Raw genomic sequence first — 16,539 nt, forward strand, 5'->3', positions numbered from 1 at the left:
GACGGATGCCCCGCGAATGCGGGGCGCAGATCAGGGACCCAGACGCCCGGCGCTTGGTTTTTCAATCAGAAGCCCGGGCACAAGCTCCCAATTCCCAGCGGCCAGCGCGGGCACTCACCTCAGAAATTTGAGCGTCTGGGTCCCCGATCTCCGCCCCCGATCAAGTCGGGGGCATCCGTCGGGGATGACAACGCGTTTGTTTTTTGAAGGGAAATGCGAACCCCACCGGGGGACGCCGCCCCAAACCATCCCGCTATCGCGCGCCTACTCCCGCGCCTAAACCGCTGCAAACATCAGCGCGGGGACACGCAGAATGAGCACCGACACGACCGAACGCCGCAAGGCTTGGACCACGATTGCCATCTTTCTGGTCATCGTCACGGCGTTGAGCGCCGTGTTTCACTACGCCATCGTCAATCTCAACCCGACCAGCCTCTATGTCGGGCCGCTGATGTGGTGTCCGGCGCTGGCTGCGTTTGCGACGCTGGCGATCCGGGGGCGGCCGCTCTCGTCGCTGCCATGGCGATGGGGCAAATGGCGTTTCAATATCGGCGCCTTCGCCATGCCGATCCTTTATGTTTCAGTCGCCTATGGCCTGATCTGGGGTTTCGGGCTGGGCGGGTTTCCCAATCCGGAAACCTTGGCCGAATGGGCCGGCGAGACCGGGCTCTCGGTCTCAACGCCGGTATTGATCGCGGTGATGGTGGTGCTGATCGGGACGATTGACTGTATCCGGGCGGCGAGCACGATTGTCGGCGAGGAGATTGGCTGGCGCGGCTTCTTCGTCTGGGAATTGCGCAAGGTGATGCCGTTTGGCGCCGTTGCCCTGTTCAGCGGCGTCATCTGGGCCTTCTGGCACTGGCCAATCGTGGTGTTTTACGGCGGCGGCGAGGCTTGGCTGCAGATGTCGGCCTTCACGGTGATGATGACCTATTTCACCTTCAAATCCGGCAGCCTGTGGCCAGCGGTGATGTTTCACGCCGCTCACAATGTCTATTTCGACAAACTGTTCAATCCACTCACCACCGACACCGGCAATACCGCCCTGTGGACTGGCGAATACGGGCTGATGATCCCGGCGGTGACGACGGTTCTGGCGGTAATTTTCTGGCGCAAGGCCAAGGCGGAGGGGCTTTAGGGGCGGGTTTGGCCGCCCCGCTTATCCACCCCGGCACCGATGCGCTTACACTGATCGCGGATCATGACAGGAAATGTACGCTCACGGGCCGGGCATCATGCGTGGAAAGCGGGCAAAACCTGAAAAATTGACGCCGGAGAACAACGAAACCAGGCCAACAGATTGAAAAATAACATATTTTCATAAATCCGCGGCAAATAGAGGCGCAAACCAGGGGGCAATGACCGGACTATCAATGACAGACCAGTGACATACCAATGGCACACTAACAGGCACTCAGCAGGCACCTGACGCGCGACCGGAACGGATCAGGCGTCGACTTCCGCTTCCAGCGCGTGTTCCTGGATGAATTCACGCCGCGGCTCGACGACATCGCCCATCAGCTTGGTGAAGAGCTCGTCAGCGAGATCGGCACGGGTGACCGAGACTTGCAGCAGGGTGCGCACATTCGGATCGAGCGTGGTTTCCCAGAGCTGTTCCGGATTCATCTCGCCCAGACCCTTATAGCGCTGGACTTTCATGCCCTTGGAGCCGGCCGTCACGACCGCATCGACCAATTGTGTCGGGCTGAAAGTGGTCACCGGTCCGCTCTTCGAGGTGAAGACGGCAGGGCCGATATAGACATCGGCAATCGCCAAGGCCCGCTCCGACAGACGTCGGGCATCGGGGCTTTCGCGCAGCGGCGCATTGAGCACCACCGTCTCGGTGACGCCGCGAACTTCGCGGCTAAACACCAGATTATGATCAGCATTCAGTTCGCCAACCCAGGTATTTTCGCCCTCATCAGCAAAGCCGTTGAGGCGCTGGGCCGCCGATTCAATCGCCTCGGATGTTGGCTCGGCAACCAGGGCGCCCGACAGGGCCGCCGCTTCCAGCGCAAAGCCGGGCGCGCGCAGCTGCAGCCGGTCGACCGAAGCCTTCACGGCCCGCGCCGTGCCAACCCGGTCAGCCAGATCGGCGCCGGTGATAACCTCGCCATTGGCCAAGCGCAGATCGGCTTCACTGGTGCCTTCCTCGATCAGATAGGCATCCATCTCGGCCTGGTCTTTGACATAGCGTTCCGAGCGGCCCTTGGTGATTTTATATAGCGGCGGCTGGGCGATATAGAGATGGCCGCGATCGATCAGCTCAGGCATTTGCCGATAGAAAAACGTCAACAAAAGCGTGCGGATATGCGCGCCGTCGACATCAGCATCGGTCATGATGATGACTTTGTGGTAGCGCAGCTTGTCGTAATTGATCTGGTCACGGCCAATCCCGGTCCCGAGCGCCGTGATCAGGGTTCCGACCTGGTCGGAGCCGAGCATGCGGTCAAAACGGGCGCGTTCGACATTGAGGATTTTACCGCGCAGCGGCAGCACGGCCTGATTGCCCCGATGCCGGCCCTGCTTGGCAGAACCACCAGCTGAGTCGCCCTCGACGATGAAGATTTCAGACTTGGCCGGATCCTTTTCCTGGCAATCGGCAAGCTTGCCGGGCAGGGAAGAGATTTCCAGCGCCGATTTGCGCCGTGTCAGCTCACGCGCCTTGCGCGCGGCTTCGCGGGCAGCGGCCGCCTCGATGATTTTGCCAACGATTTGCTTGGCTTCAATCGGATGTTCCTCGAACCATTCCGACAGCGCTTCGCCGACAATGCCTTCAACGGCCGGGCGCACTTCGGACGAGACCAGCTTGTCCTTGGTCTGAGAGGAGAATTTCGGGTCTGGCACCTTGGCCGACAGCACGCAGGTCAGGCCTTCGCGGGCATCATCGCCGGTGATGGAGATCTTCGCCTTCGCCGCCAGGCCGGATGAGGCCGCATAGCTGTTGACGATACGCGTCAACGCACCGCGGAATCCGGCCAAATGGGTGCCGCCATCGCGTTGCGGGATGTTGTTGGTGAAGCACAAGACATTCTCGTGATAGCTGTCATTCCACTCCAGCGCCGCCTCAACCATCACGCCATCGCGCTCGCCCTGGATCAGGACCGGAACGGGGAAGAGCGGAGTCTTGGTGCGGTCGAGATGGCTGACGAAAGCGGCGACGCCGCCCTCATAGACCATGGTGTCAGACCAGACCTCATCCTGACGCTCATCGCGCAGGGTGATCTTGACTCCCGAATTGAGGAAGGCGAGCTCGCGCAGCCGGTGCTGCAGCGTGTCGCGATCAAACTCGGTCATGGTGAAAGTGAGTTCGGACGGCATGAAGCGGACTTCGGTGCCGGTCTTGCCCGGTTCGACATCGCCGATCACCTTGAGATCTTCATCGGCCACGCCATGCTGGAAACGCATATGGTGGGCCTTGCCCTTGCGCCAGATCGTCAGATCCATCCACACAGACAGCGCGTTGACGACCGAGACGCCAACCCCGTGCAGGCCGCCGGAGACCTTGTAGGAATTCTGGTCGAACTTACCGCCGGCGTGCAATTGGGTCATGATGACCTGCGCCGCCGACATGCCTTCGCCCTTGTGGATATCCGTCGGGATGCCGCGTCCGTCGTCGCGTACGCTGGCCGAACCGTCGGCATGCAAGGTCACCAAAACCTCGGAACAATGGCCCGCCAAAGCTTCGTCGATCGCGTTGTCGACGACTTCATAGACCATGTGGTGCAGGCCCGAACCGTCATCGGTGTCGCCGATATACATGCCAGGGCGTTTACGGACGGCGTCGAGGCCTTTGAGGACCTTGATCGACTCGGCGTCGTATTCTTGATTCGCTTGTTCGCTCATGGCTTTGTTGTACCGCACACCCAGCCCCGTGGCCATACGCGCGCGCACGCGTGAGTCTTCTGTCAGCGCAGCAAAAGCACGACCGCAATTGCTAGCATGACGCTACCGGTGAGAATGTCTGCACCGCGCCGCACGGAAGGCGTTTTCAGCCACTCACGCGCCTTGTGGGCGGCGCCGATATAAGCCCCGGCCGTTGGCACGGCGAGCGCGATCATGATCCCCAGCATCAGCGCATAAACCGGCGGCGTGATCGCCTCGAGCGGGATAAAGGCCGGCACCAGGGTGAGGTAGAAAATGATCGGCTTGGGATTGGAGAGCGGCATCGCCAAGCCAGCCAGATAGGTCCCGGCCCAGCCGCGCTTGGAACCGGCAGCAAAGACCGGCTTGGGCCGCGCTCCGGTCCAGGCGCTCCAATAGGCCGTGCCCGCCATCCAGAGCAGATAACCGGCACCGACCAGCTTGGCGACCAGCCACACCGTCCCCAGCTGCTGCGCCACCGCTGACAGACCGGTGACGGCAAGGGTGAACCAGAAAATATCGCCGGTCAGAATGCCCACCCCATACATCGCGGCATGCCAAGGCCCGGCATCAAGCGTGCGCGCGATCATCGCGGCAATGCCGGGGCCTGGCGTGACGAACAGGATCAGCAGGGCACCAGCGAACAGAAGGAGATTATCGAGCGTCATGCGCCTGCCACGCCCGTGTCAGAATTTGAAATTCGGCAGGGAGTGGAACGCAGTCCGCAGAGCCTCGCTCCAGCCTGAGGATATTTCATTGAAATAGGCATCGTCCTGGTCGATGCGGCGCTCCTTGCCAACCTGCAGGCTGTCGAGCTGATAGATCTGCAAATCGAGCGGCATGCCGACGGAGAGATTGGCCTTGAGCGTGGAGTCGAAGGACAGGATCAGGAGCTTCGCGGCATCCTCAAACGACATGTCGCGGTCATAGGCCCGCAGCAAGATCGGACGGCCATACTTGGTCTCACCGGTCTGGAAGAACGGGGTGTCATCACTGGCCTCGATGAAATTCCCTTCCGGGTAGACGAGAAAAAGTCGCGGCTCCATACCAGCGATCTGACCGCCAATGATCAATGTCGCACCGAATTGCGATTCCGCCGTTGGCGCTTCACCCGCCTGGCTGCGGACCAGCTCACTCAGCGTTTCCCCGACCAGCGTCGCGACCTGGAACATGGTCGCCGCTTCCAGGATGCTCGGCTTGCGATCAGCCGGCACTTTGGACCGTTCGTCGAGCAGGCTGACCACAGCCTGGGTCGTCGCCAGATTGCCGGCCGTCATAATCGTGATCACGCGCTCGCCCGGCGTCGACCAGGTGAACATCTTGCGGAACACCGACACATTGTCGATGCCCGCATTGGTCCGCGAGTCGGACATGAAAATAAGGCCGCGATCAAGGCGCATGCCAACGCAATAAGTCATGCAATCACACTCCGGTCCGATGTCGGCGCAAGCGTTACTGCTGTACTTGCAGGGACACAATCATCGATTCCGTTCCGCCGCCAAACACCACGCCGGAAACCGGGGCCGCTTCGCGATAATCGAGGCCCGTCGCGATACGAACATAGCGTTCATCCGGCGCGATGCAGTTGGAGACATCAAACCCGACCCAGCCGAGGCCCTCGATATGCGCCTCGGCCCAGGCGTGGCTCGCTTCCTGATCGACCCGGTCGTCCATCATCAGATAGCCGCTGACATAGCGGGCGGGATATCCGAGCTCGCGGGCTGCTGCGATGAAGACCTGGGCGTGATCCTGGCAGACGCCGGAGCCGGCACCGAGGGATTCTTCCGCTGTCGTGGCCGAATGGGTCCCCTGCGTGCTGTAGGGCATGACCGCAGTGATGGCCTTCGACAGCACGTGGAGTTGTTCGATCGGCTCGTGCTTGGCCTTGACCAGAGGCTTGATCAGGGCGGCGATACCGGCACCAGGCCGGGTCAATGCCGTTTCACGAAGGAAATACCAGAGCGGCGTAAAGCCTGCGTGCGGTCCGAACACGCCGGCACTGTCGCGGGTCTCGACATCGCCCTCGCAACGGATCGAGACCGTTCGCGCGTCGGGATCGACACTGATGAGGTCGACAAGATTCTGGTGTTGGTCGCGGAATGCGACCTCCTCGCGCCCACCATCAATCGCAACCGTCCAACGGCTCACGGTTTGCGTCGCCGACGTATCGGGCCGCAGTCGCACCTGCTGCAGTCCGTAAGGGACCGGATCGCGATAGTCATACCGGGTTGTATGGGAGATTTTCAGACGCATGGGCTCACTCCTGAAATCTGTAATCGCGCTCGATTTGAGTCGCGAGAGAATTGTTTTGTTCCAGGAAGTTGACGAGAAACTCGTGCAGCCCGATCTTGAAAATCTGGTCCACACTTTGGCCGCGTAACGTCGTGGTCATAACCTCTGCCATTTCCAGGCACGGCGTGCGTTCGCCATACTGGTCCGCCAGCAAGGCAAGATTACCGCGCATTTTCTCGCAGCAATAAATCAGCGAACGCGGCATTTGCGGGTCGCGGATCAGGAAATCAGCAATGTCGAGCGGACTGGTTTCGCCGCCATGTATCCAGTGAAAGGCACTTTCAGCCGAAGCCGAGCGCAGGATGGTTTCCCACTGCACATTGTCGAGCGAGGAGCCGACATAGGAGGTGGATGGCAGCAGGACATAATATTTCACGTCGAGGATTCGGGCCATATTGTCCGCGCGCTCGGAAAATGTCCCCAGACGGCAGAAACGATAACCATCATTGCGCAGCTTGGTTCCGTGAAGGGCGGCGCGGACCAGCGCGCTTTGCTGGCGGATGCAGGCGAGCACACTGGGCAGCTCGCTCGTCGCCACCGGTTTGGCCAAACGCTCCTTGAGGATCAGCCATCCCCCATTGATCGCCTCCCACACTTCGCGCGTCAGTGCCGTGCGGACCATGCGGGCATTGTTGCGCGCATTCTCCATAATCGACATGACGCTCGAGGCGTTCGTGCGATTTCGGAGCAGAAAATCGAGCACATTGGCGGTGTCGTAATTATCGTAATGCTCAAGATAAGCCTGCGAACACCCCGCAGTCATGATGATCGATGCCCACTCATTATCATTCCCCGCCGCACGCGTCAGGGACATCCGAAACCCCGCTTCGACGAGCCGGGTCGTGTTTTCGCTGCGTTCCAGATGGCGGAACATCCAGAACAGGCCAGAGGCTGTTTTTCCAAGCATATTCAGTCCTCCAATACCCAAGTGTCTTTGGTGCCGCCGCCCTGGCTGGAATTCACCACCAGGGAGCCCTCCTTCATCGCCACACGGGTCAGCCCGCCCGGCGTGATGTCGATACGGTCGGGGGACACCATCACGAATGGACGCAAATCGACATGGCGCGGTGCCAGCCCGGCCTTGGTCAGGACGGGAACCGTCGACAGCGCCAGTGTCGGCTGGGCGATATAGGCCGCGGGGCGCGCCTTCAGCTTGCGCGCAAACGCCGTGATCTCGGCCTTGCTGGCAGCGGGACCGACCAGCATGCCATAGCCACCCGAACCGTGGACCTCCTTGACGACCAGCTCGGCCAAGTGCTCAAGCACATAAGCGAGTGAGTCCGGTTCGGAACAGCGCCATGTCGGGACGTTTTTCAAAATCGCACTCTCGCCGGTATAAAATTCAATGATGTCGGGCATGTAGGAATACACGGCCTTGTCATCGGCGACGCCGGTGCCCGGCGCATTGACGATCGTGATGCCCCCAGCGCGATAGACGTCCATGATGCCCGGCACGCCCAGCAGCGAATCCGGTCGGAAATTCAGCGGGTCGAGGTAATCGTCATCGACGCGCCGGTAGAGGATGTCGATTGGGGTATAGCCTTGTGTCGTCCGCATCGCGACGCGACCGTTGATGACACGAAGGTCATGCCCCTCAACAAGTTCGGCACCCATTTGTTCAGCCAAAAACGCGTGCTCGAAATAGGCTGAGTTGTGCAGGCCCGGAGTCAGAACAGCGACGACCGGCCGGCCCTCGCAAACGGGTGGAGCGCTCTTGGACAGGGAGCGACGCAAGAGCGTGGGATAATTGCTCACCGAGCGGACGCAGATTTTCGAGAACAGCTCGGGAAACATGTTGAGCATGGTTTCCCGGTTTTCCAGCATATAGGACACGCCAGACGGCGTGCGGGCATTGTCTTCCAGAACGAAAAACTCATTCTTTCCCGTCCGCACCAGATCGACGCCGACGATGTGAGTATAGACGCCCCCCGGCGGTTTTACGCCGAACATCTTCGGCAGAAACGCGTCATTATTGGCGATCAGGCTGGCCGGAATTCGGCCGGCCCGGATGATTTCCTGGTCGTGATAGATGTCATACAAAAAGGCATTGATCGCCCGCACCCGCTGCTCGATCCCCTTCGTCAGCCGGGCCCATTCACGCGCTGAAATGATACGGGGAACGAGATCAAACGGGATCAATCGCTCATCGCCCGCCGACCGGCCATAAACATTGAAGGTGATGCCGGTGCGCCGGAAGAAAGCCTCGGCTTCGCGCGCCTTGCGGCGAAGCGCCGGTCCCTCCATCGTTGCCATCCACGCGGCATAATCTGCATAAGGTTCGTGGGGCTGGCCGTCGGCATCCAGCATCTCATCAAAAAACATAGACGATCTCCGTTCCTCGCGCGCGGTCCCGGGCGGTCAATGCCGCATCACGCCAAATCCCTGTAATGCGCCAGTGCCTGGACAAGCCGCGCAGTGCTCAAACGAACGGGGTCGGCTGCCGGATGGGTGTTCCGGACAGACATAATCAAGGCAAGCCTATTGCCTCGAAGGCAGGATCGTTCGATTGCGGGGTGAAATTCTCTGAGGTGCCGTGGCACCGATCTCTCCATAACCCCGGAGCGTGGCAAATTATTACCCGATATGGGCTTTTCAGGCAAGGCTTGACCTGCTCAAGAGGTTTTTTCGATGATCGAGGGACGTGGCTAGCCGCGATCCGGAAACACGCTCGCACCCTCGACGCGCAGGTATTGAGCGCCATCGCCAAACGGCTCGAACAACACCCGCTCGACCCCCGTCAACCAAGCCTGTGAGCCGGTTGCGAGGATCTCGCGCGCCAGACCCTCACGCCTTGTCGCGTCGAGATGGGCACAGGCCTCATCGAACAATAAGAGCGGCGCGATCGCATTGCGCTGCGCCAACACACGCGCCTGCGCCAACGCGAGGGTCAGGATCAGGGCCTTCTGCTCGCCAGTCGAGCAATCGCCCGCCGGTTGATCCTTGTCACGATGGCGGGTCACCAGTTCGGTCCGGTGCGGACCCCGCGTCAAGGTGCGCCCAACGGCGCCGTCGCGGCTGCGCCCGTCGCGCAAGGCCCGGACAAACCTGTCCTCCGCATCGGGCACCGAAACGCCCGACGCCAGATCGGATTCGACAGCGCCGTCCAAGGCAAGATCGGCCTGTGGGAAGGCACCTTCGGGGCGCGCATCGATTTCAGCCTGCAGCCGGATCAGCGCCTCCAGCCGCGCTGCCGCAACGGCGACCCCGTGTCCGGCCATTTCAGTCTCCAGCGCATCGACCCAGACCGGATCGGCGCGCCCATCATCGAGCAGGCGCTGACGCCGGACCCTTGTCTTCTCATAGGCCGTCGCGGCTTCGGCGTGGGCCGGATCGGCGGCATAGACCAGCCGGTCGAAGAATTTCAGCCGATCAGCGCGTGGACCCGCGAACAGCCGGTCTTGGGCTGGTGTCAACCAGATCATCGGGATCAGGCGCGACAGCTCGACCTGTTGGGCTGGGTCGCCATCAATACGGGTTTCACGCCGGCCGCCAGCGCGCGCGCCAACCCCGAGTTTGAAATCGCCGGAAAACGTCTCAATTTCAGCAAACACGCCCCAGGCCGGCGCGGATACCCCATCCAGCTTTCGCGCGACGCCATCGGCGCCAGCCGAGCGCAGGCCGCGCCCGGGCGCCAGAAACGACAGGGCTTCAAGCAAATTGGTCTTGCCCGAGCCATTCTCGCCATACAGCGCGACAGGGCGTGCATCGATTTCAAGGTCGAGGGCCGGATAGCAGCGAAAATCGGTAAGCCGCAAACGACGAACCGCCGCCGGGATGGCCGGCGGCGGTGAGTTCACATCGTCTGTGTCGGCCGGTTTGCTCACACCCGCAGCGGCATCAACACGTAAAGCGCATCCGGATCACCGCTATCGGTCACCAGGGCTGGTGACGCGGCATCGGCAAAATGAAACTGCGCCTGGTCGCCTTCGATCTGCGAAGCGACATCCAGCATGTAGCGGGCATTGAAGCCGATCGAGAAGCCTTCATCGGTGTAGGAGACGGCCAATTCTTCCTCGGCCTGTCCGCTCTCCGGATTATTCACCGCAAGAACCAGCGTATCCTCACCAAGCGAGAGCTTCACCGAACGTGACTTCTCCATCGAAATGGTCGCAACCCGGTCAACCGCCTCGGCGAAACGCTTGTTCTCGACCGACATCATGCGCGTATTGCCGCGCGGAATGACGCGCTCGTAATCGGGGAAAGCCCCGTCGATCAGTTTCGACGTCAAGACGGCATTGCCAAGCCGGAAGCGGATCTTGCCCTCCGAGACCGAGACTTCGACATCCTCGCTGGCGTCTTCGAGCAGACGGCGAATTTCCTGCACCGTCTTGCGTGGCACGATCACGCCGGGCATGCCGGCCGCACCATCGGGCAGATCAACTTCCGCCAGTGCCAGCCGCACGCCATCGGTGGCGACAGCGCGCAAAGTCTTGCGGCCGGCCTGTTCGGAGGCGTGCAGATGAATCCCGTTGAGATAATACCGGGTCTCTTCGGTCGAGATCGCAAAGCGGGTCTTGTCGATCAATCGGGCGAGCTGCGCTGCGGGCAGCGAGAAGCTGTGTTCGAGATCCTCCGTCGGCATCACCGGGAAATCACCAGGCGGCAAGGACGGCAGCGAGAAATTGGAGCGCCCGGCCTTCAGGATCAGACGCGGATCTTCGCCGGTCATTTCCAACGTCACATCGGCACCATCAGGCAGCTTGCGCGTAATGTCGTAGAGCGTGTGAGCCGGCGCAGTGACCATGCCCTCGCCGTCGCAACGCGCTTCTGCCGTCTCAAGAATTTCGATATCAAGGTCCGTGGCCGCGAAACTCGCGCCATTGGGACCTGCCGAAATCAGCACATTCGAGAGGATGGGAATCGTATTGCGCTTTTCGACCACGGCCTGAACATGGCCCAAGGCCTTGAGGAGCGTGGCGCGCTCGATCGTCAGCTTCATATCTCGCGTTCCGCTTTGACGTCTTCATGAGCCGGTGGCGCGCTGGCAAATCAGCCGACACCGAAAAGGTTGGGTAAAAGAGGATACATGAAAAATTGCATTCGCAAGAGAATTATCCAGCGAATCGCGATTTTCCGGTCAGATTCAGTCCCGCAATTCCCGGGTCAGACAATCAATGTCGTGACCGATCGCATCGCCGGATTCAATCATGGCGATGATCTTGTTGACCGCGTGGATCACGGTCGAATGGTCGCGGCCGCCGAAGCGGCGCCCAATATCCGGCAATGAACGCGTCGTCAGCGTTTTGGCGAGATACATCGCCACATGTCGCGGACGCACCACGCTCTGGGTCCGGCGTTTGGAACAGATGTCTGTCGTGGTGACCCCGAAATGGGCCGCAACAGCTTTCTGGATCTCGTCGACGGTCAGGCGCTTTTCCGCGCTCAGCGATAATTCGCGCAGCGCCGTCGAAACCGCCTCCATCGTCACCGGCAGACCCAGCAGAGCCGTGCGGCAAATGACGTTGTTGAGGACGCCTTCCAGTTCGCGCGGTCCGGTCGTGATCCGGGCAGCGAGGAAATCGCGCACTGGCTCGGAGACGGACAAGACCGGGTAATGGCCTTTCGCTTGGGCGATCTTGCAATCGAGAATCTGGCGGCGCAGGTCGAGATCGGGCTTGCTCAGCGGGCAGGCCAGACCGCCGGTCAGCAGCGACCGCAAGCGGTCATCGGCTATCGCCAGTTCTGAAGGCGGTCGGTGCGACGCGAGCACCACCTGCTTGTTCTCGGCGATCAGGGCCGCGATGGTGTGAAGGAACTCATCCTCGGTCTTTGGCTTGCCGGCGATAAAGTGAACATCATCGATCAGCAGGAAATCAACGCCGCGCACCGTCTCCTTGAAAGTGATGGTATCGCGCGCCCGCATCGCGGTGACAAACCCAGAGAGAAACTCCTCGGCCGTCAGATACAGCGCCTTGCGGCGGGTGGGGCCGTGGGTCACCGCGCTGGCGACGGCATGCATCAAATGCGTCTTGCCGACACCGTAATCGCCATAAAAGAAAACCGGATTGAAGGGCGGCGTCGCAGCGGAAACAATACTGCGCGCTGCCGCGGCGGCCACTTCATTGGCCGGACCAACGCGGAAGGACTCGAAGGTGAAACGCGATTCAGTGGTTGCTTCACGGCCTGGCTTCGGCGCCGGGACCCGCCCGCTCGATGCGATGGGCGAAGCGGCGGGCGCTGTGATGACCGGTGCCACGTCCGATTGTGGTTCAAGCTGACCGTCAGCCAACACCAACAGGTCGCGGCGGATACAATCGAGTTCAGCCCAAATCGCGCGAATTCGCGCCCCGGCATGATCTTCAATCCAGTCGCGATTGAACGTGCTTGGCGCGAGGACAATGATGGCGCCCGCATCCGACAGACGGACGCGCAAACGGGCAATTTCCTGGGAATAAAGCGCATCGCCAAATTCGACCCGCAAACGGGCCCGAACGGCACGCCAGATCGCGGAAATTTCGGTCGCGCCCTGGGCGTCAAAAGCCGCCATTTTTGTCTCGGAAACTGCCAGTTTTTTATACGCCATCGTCCGCCACACTTCTAATTTGCCCCACGTCGAGGTGAGAGCCAGGTGTTTGTTATTGTGGCGCAATTTCCCCCATCACGACACGCCGCCCTGCCGTGTCGCCCCCGGAATATTATCCGCTTGGGATTGTTCGCCCTCAGAAGCTCAGAGGTTACTGTTTCCCTAATGAGGGTCAACAGGATTCAGCGCCAAGATTCCGAGATTCTTCGCTTGACACGGGAAATGTGTGACCGGGTCGAAGCTTGGCAAATGCTATTAAATTTTTCGTCGACAAATGGTTCAAATTCACCACAAAAACCCCCCTCGTCCAGGGCTTTGCGTCGCACAAAACTTGCTGCAAAAACAGCTCCGTATCAGGAATATAATATGAGCGGCGCAGCGGCATATTTGTCCGACGGGCAATTCAGGCCTTTGGAATATAAGTCAAAAAAATACGCCCGGGACGCGAGTCCCGGGCGTATTTGAATTCATACGGCAATGCCGCGAAATCAGGCCGCCATGGCCTTTACGCGGGCCGACAGGCGCGAGACTTTGCGTGAGCTGGTGTTCTTGTGAAACACGCCCTTGCTGACAGCGCGCATCATTTCTGATTCCGCGGTCACCAGCGCGGCTTTCGCCACGGCCTGATCGCCAGCGGCGATCGCAAGTTCGACCTTCTTGACGTAGGTCCGCACGCGCGAGCGACGTGCTTTGTTAACGGCTGTGCGGCGCGCAATCTTGCGGACCATCTTCTTGGCCGAGCTTGTATTGGCCATGGGTTCTAACCTCTTCATGCGACCGGGACCAAAGCCCGATTAAATCCGTGAGCGGCGGCGTATAGGCCCTAGAAGCCGGGGCGTCAACTGCCCCAGCCGCCACTCGGCCTAACGATGCTTGAAATGTGCAGCGCGCTTCTCTGCAAAGGCCGACATGCCCTCACGTTGATCTTCCAGCGCGAATTGCGACTGGAACACGCGGCGCTCGAAACGAACGCCTTCCGTGAGCCCGATTTCGAAGGCACGATTGATCGATTCCTTCGTCATCATCGCGACCGGCAGTGATTTGACGGCGATCGCCTCAGCCGCTTCCATCGCGACGTCCAGCAAGTCTTCGGACGGCACGATGCGCGAAACCAGACCGGCGCGCTCGGCTTCCTCAGCATCCATCATCCGCCCGGTCAGGCACATATCCATCGCCTTCGCCTTGCCAATGGCGCGCGGCAGACGCTGGGTGCCGCCAGAGCCTGGCATCACGCCGAGATTGATCTCCGGCTGACCGAATTTCGCCGTCTGCGAAGCGATGATGAAATCGCACATCATCGCGATCTCACAGCCGCCACCGAGCGCATAGCCCGACACAGCGGCAATGATCGGCTTGCGGAAGCGGGCCACCGCCTCCCAAGTCTCGGCGAAGGGGTCGTGCATGTAGAGGCCAACGAAGTCGCGGGCCTGCAATTCCTTGATATCGGCCCCGGCTGCGAAGGCCTTCTTCGACCCGGTCAACACGACGCAGCCAATCCCGCCATCCTTTTCGAAGATGTCGAGGGCAGCTGCCAGTTCCGTCGTCAATTCATCGCACAACGCGTTGAGTGCCTCAGGACGCGAGAAGGCGATCACCCCGACGCGACCTTCGGTCTTTACCTGAATCGTCTTGTAGGCCATGTCGGCACTCCGTCTGGCGGCGCGGGGTCTCCGCGCAAAAAAATCGCGCCGCTATAACGCAGTCCGGCCTGCCGGTCGATACCAGTGACAGCGCGAGAGTCAGGCAACAAACTGCAAGCTATTGCCGGTCCACGATAATGCCGGATTCGCGCAATAATTCCACGACACCGTTTTCGCCGCTGAGGTGGGCAGCACCCACTGCGACGAAGACCGTACCTTCGCCGTCGAGCAGCGCCTGGATTTGCGGAACCCAGTCACGATTGCGTTGAACAATCACAGCCTCATACACCTCAGGTGTTTGCTCACGCATTTCGTCGTTCACGATCCGGTCGATTGTCTCGACATCGCCTGCGGCCCATGCGCGAACCATCTCGTCGAGCATGTCCGGGGTGCGTTCCATCTCACGCAAGCCTTCGGCAAAACCGCGCACCTGCACCTCGTCCGGCTGGTCGGCAAGAACGCGGACCTGTTGTTCGGCGGTCTCGAAATAGCCGACCTCGGTCCCGGTCCCGGCAATCGAGGCCAGCAGCGCTTTCTCGACTCCAGCCTCGGGATCGAGTCCCAGGGCCTGCATCTGGGCCACTGCGAGGACGATCTGTGCCAACCAGGGGCGCATCGGATCGAGCATTTCCGGTGTGGCCCCGACGGTCGGTGCGACGGTCGCCAACAGAGCCGTCGCCTCGGCGTCGAGCATTGAAGACAGCGTCACACCCTGCGGGTTCAATCCGAGCTGGAAGACCAGTGCCTGTATCTCGGCCTGGGCTTCAGGGCTCTGTACGTCAGCTTCCAGATACACCGTGTCGGCGCTCGCCAAATCGGCGCGGATGGCATCGGATTCCCAATTCAGGCTGGGCGGCAGGATGTGGAATGTGCCGAACAGATAGATATCGGAGTCGGCGTCAGACAAATGCCAGATCGCCGGCGTCGCCTGCACCTCGGAATAATCGGCCAATTGGGCCTGCGCAGAACTGACGGCGCCGGAAACGGCGAGGCCAGCGGCGAGAAGCATCGCGGCGCAGGTCGACACCCATTGGTGAGGGCGGATAATGGACTGACTCATTCGTTCGGGCTCCCGGGTAAATTCGTGTTGTCTTGGGGATAGTAGCCACATCCGCCAAAATTGAGGCGAGGGACTATCGTGTCGGTCGTCCCGCGCTAGCGTTGGCAGTCGGGGCAATAGAAAGTCGAGCGGCCCGCCTGGACAATACGCCGAATTTCGCCCTCGCATTGCGGCGTTGAACACGCCGCCCCGGCGCGGCCATAGGCGCTGAACCGGTGCTGGAAATACCCAAGAGCCCCGTCAACACCGGCGAAGTCCTTCAGCGTCGAGCCGCCCGCCGCAATCGCTTCATTGATCACATCACGAACCGCAATCGCCAGCCGCTCTGCCCGGACGCCGGGAATATTGCGCGCCTCGCGCAACGGGCTGATGGCGGCACGGTGCAGGGCTTCGCAGACGTAGATATTGCCCAGTCCGGCGACGACACGCTGGTCGAGCAGGGCCGATTTGATCGGGGTCCGCTTGCCGGCCAGCGCCTCGCCCAAAGCGGCACCGGAAAAGGCATTCGAATTCGGCTCCGGGCCAAGCCCGGCCAGATTGGGCTGTTCCGCTTCGCGGGCCGTCTCGAACATCAACATGAAGCCAAACCTGCGCGGGTCATTATAGCGCACGGTGACCCCGCCTTCGATCTCGAACACGATGTGATCATGTTTCGGATTGGCGGGCGCTGCGTGGACAAAATCACCGGGCTGCTGCGTCGCTGCTTCGGCCTCGATCGAGAACCGGCCCGACATGCCCAGATGGACCAGCAAGGTCTCGCCGCCGGTCAGTCGCAGCAGAAGATATTTCGCGCGCCGATCGATGCGCTCGACCCGGCGCCCGGCCAAGCGTTCGGCCATTCGCTCCGGAAATGGGAAGCGCAGATTGGGCCGGTTGAGACTGGCGCGCTCGATCACACGCCCCTGCAGCGCAGGAATGAGCCCGGTCCGGACGGTTTCCACTTCAGGAAGTTCGGGCACCTGCGCTCCTGTTCAGCTTGCTGCCGGGCTGGTTCGCCCAGCGCGATGGGCCTGTTTCGCATCCCTTGGCGCTGCCAGCGCAATCTCCTGCCAGCAGCTTATGCATAGCTGGCCACAGCGCTGTGGCGGGAGCAAGCTTGGCCTGCGGCATCACGGACCGCCGAGGCCGCTTTGCCTGAAGGCCCGCTTCACATATTGTCG

At 60.9% G+C, this 16,539-nt stretch carries 14 protein-coding genes; 1 reads left to right on the forward strand and 13 read right to left on the reverse strand.

The window, feature by feature from the left end; translation table 11 throughout:
* Positions 1 to 313: 313 nt before the first annotated feature.
* Entirely contained in the window at positions 314 to 1,138 is an 825-nt protein-coding gene (locus tag AAC029_RS04600; protein ID WP_339744435.1) for a type II CAAX endopeptidase family protein, read from the forward strand.
* 308 nt (positions 1,139 to 1,446) lie between these two features.
* Here the strand turns inward: AAC029_RS04600 and gyrB are convergent, their stop codons facing one another.
* From gyrB to mutM, 13 genes are all read right to left on the reverse strand, one after another.
* Positions 1,447 to 3,846: a DNA topoisomerase (ATP-hydrolyzing) subunit B gene (gyrB, locus tag AAC029_RS04605; protein ID WP_339744437.1), complete on the reverse strand. Its 2,400-nt coding sequence runs from the start codon at positions 3,844 to 3,846 to the stop codon at positions 1,447 to 1,449.
* Positions 3,847 to 3,908: 62 nt separating this feature from the next.
* Positions 3,909 to 4,532, reverse strand: coding sequence for a LysE family translocator (locus AAC029_RS04610; protein ID WP_339744438.1), 624 nt, complete (start codon positions 4,530 to 4,532; stop codon positions 3,909 to 3,911).
* A gap of 18 nt (positions 4,533 to 4,550) precedes the next feature.
* Entirely contained in the window at positions 4,551 to 5,282 is a 732-nt protein-coding gene (locus AAC029_RS04615; protein ID WP_339744440.1) for a proteasome-type protease, read from the reverse strand.
* 34 nt (positions 5,283 to 5,316) lie between these two features.
* Positions 5,317 to 6,117 (reverse strand): transglutaminase family protein, encoded by an 801-nt coding sequence (locus tag AAC029_RS04620; RefSeq protein ID WP_339744442.1) that lies wholly within the window; start codon positions 6,115 to 6,117, stop codon positions 5,317 to 5,319.
* A 4-nt stretch (positions 6,118 to 6,121) separates the two neighbouring features.
* Positions 6,122 to 7,063: an alpha-E domain-containing protein gene (locus tag AAC029_RS04625; protein WP_339744444.1), complete on the reverse strand. Its 942-nt coding sequence runs from the start codon at positions 7,061 to 7,063 to the stop codon at positions 6,122 to 6,124.
* Between the two features lie 2 nt (positions 7,064 to 7,065).
* Positions 7,066 to 8,478 (reverse strand): circularly permuted type 2 ATP-grasp protein, encoded by a 1,413-nt coding sequence (locus AAC029_RS04630; protein ID WP_339744446.1) that lies wholly within the window; start codon positions 8,476 to 8,478, stop codon positions 7,066 to 7,068.
* A 323-nt stretch (positions 8,479 to 8,801) separates the two neighbouring features.
* Positions 8,802 to 9,980, reverse strand: coding sequence for a DNA replication/repair protein RecF (gene recF, locus AAC029_RS04635; RefSeq protein ID WP_339744448.1), 1,179 nt, complete (start codon positions 9,978 to 9,980; stop codon positions 8,802 to 8,804).
* Entirely contained in the window at positions 9,977 to 11,095 is a 1,119-nt protein-coding gene (gene dnaN / locus AAC029_RS04640) for a DNA polymerase III subunit beta (RefSeq protein ID WP_339744450.1), read from the reverse strand. Before dnaN ends, recF begins: the two co-directional genes overlap by 4 nt.
* A 144-nt stretch (positions 11,096 to 11,239) precedes the next feature.
* Positions 11,240 to 12,643 carry a chromosomal replication initiator protein DnaA gene (dnaA, locus tag AAC029_RS04645; RefSeq protein WP_339744452.1) on the reverse strand — a complete coding sequence of 468 codons (1,404 nt, stop codon included), beginning with the start codon at positions 12,641 to 12,643 and terminating at the stop codon, positions 11,240 to 11,242.
* Between the two features lie 524 nt (positions 12,644 to 13,167).
* Positions 13,168 to 13,434, reverse strand: a complete 267-nt coding sequence (rpsT, locus tag AAC029_RS04650; protein WP_339740134.1) for a 30S ribosomal protein S20 — start codon at positions 13,432 to 13,434, stop codon at positions 13,168 to 13,170.
* Between the two features lie 108 nt (positions 13,435 to 13,542).
* Positions 13,543 to 14,319: an enoyl-CoA hydratase gene (locus AAC029_RS04655; RefSeq protein WP_339744454.1), complete on the reverse strand. Its 777-nt coding sequence runs from the start codon at positions 14,317 to 14,319 to the stop codon at positions 13,543 to 13,545.
* 118 nt (positions 14,320 to 14,437) lie between these two features.
* Positions 14,438 to 15,379, reverse strand: a complete 942-nt coding sequence (locus tag AAC029_RS04660) for a TraB/GumN family protein (protein WP_339744456.1) — start codon at positions 15,377 to 15,379, stop codon at positions 14,438 to 14,440.
* 95 nt (positions 15,380 to 15,474) lie between these two features.
* Positions 15,475 to 16,338: a bifunctional DNA-formamidopyrimidine glycosylase/DNA-(apurinic or apyrimidinic site) lyase gene (gene mutM, locus AAC029_RS04665; RefSeq protein WP_339744458.1), complete on the reverse strand. Its 864-nt coding sequence runs from the start codon at positions 16,336 to 16,338 to the stop codon at positions 15,475 to 15,477.
* Positions 16,339 to 16,539: the final 201 nt, after the last annotated feature.

It is taken from the genome of uncultured Maricaulis sp. (assembly GCF_963975345.1).
GTDB lineage: Bacteria > Pseudomonadota > Alphaproteobacteria > Caulobacterales > Maricaulaceae > Maricaulis.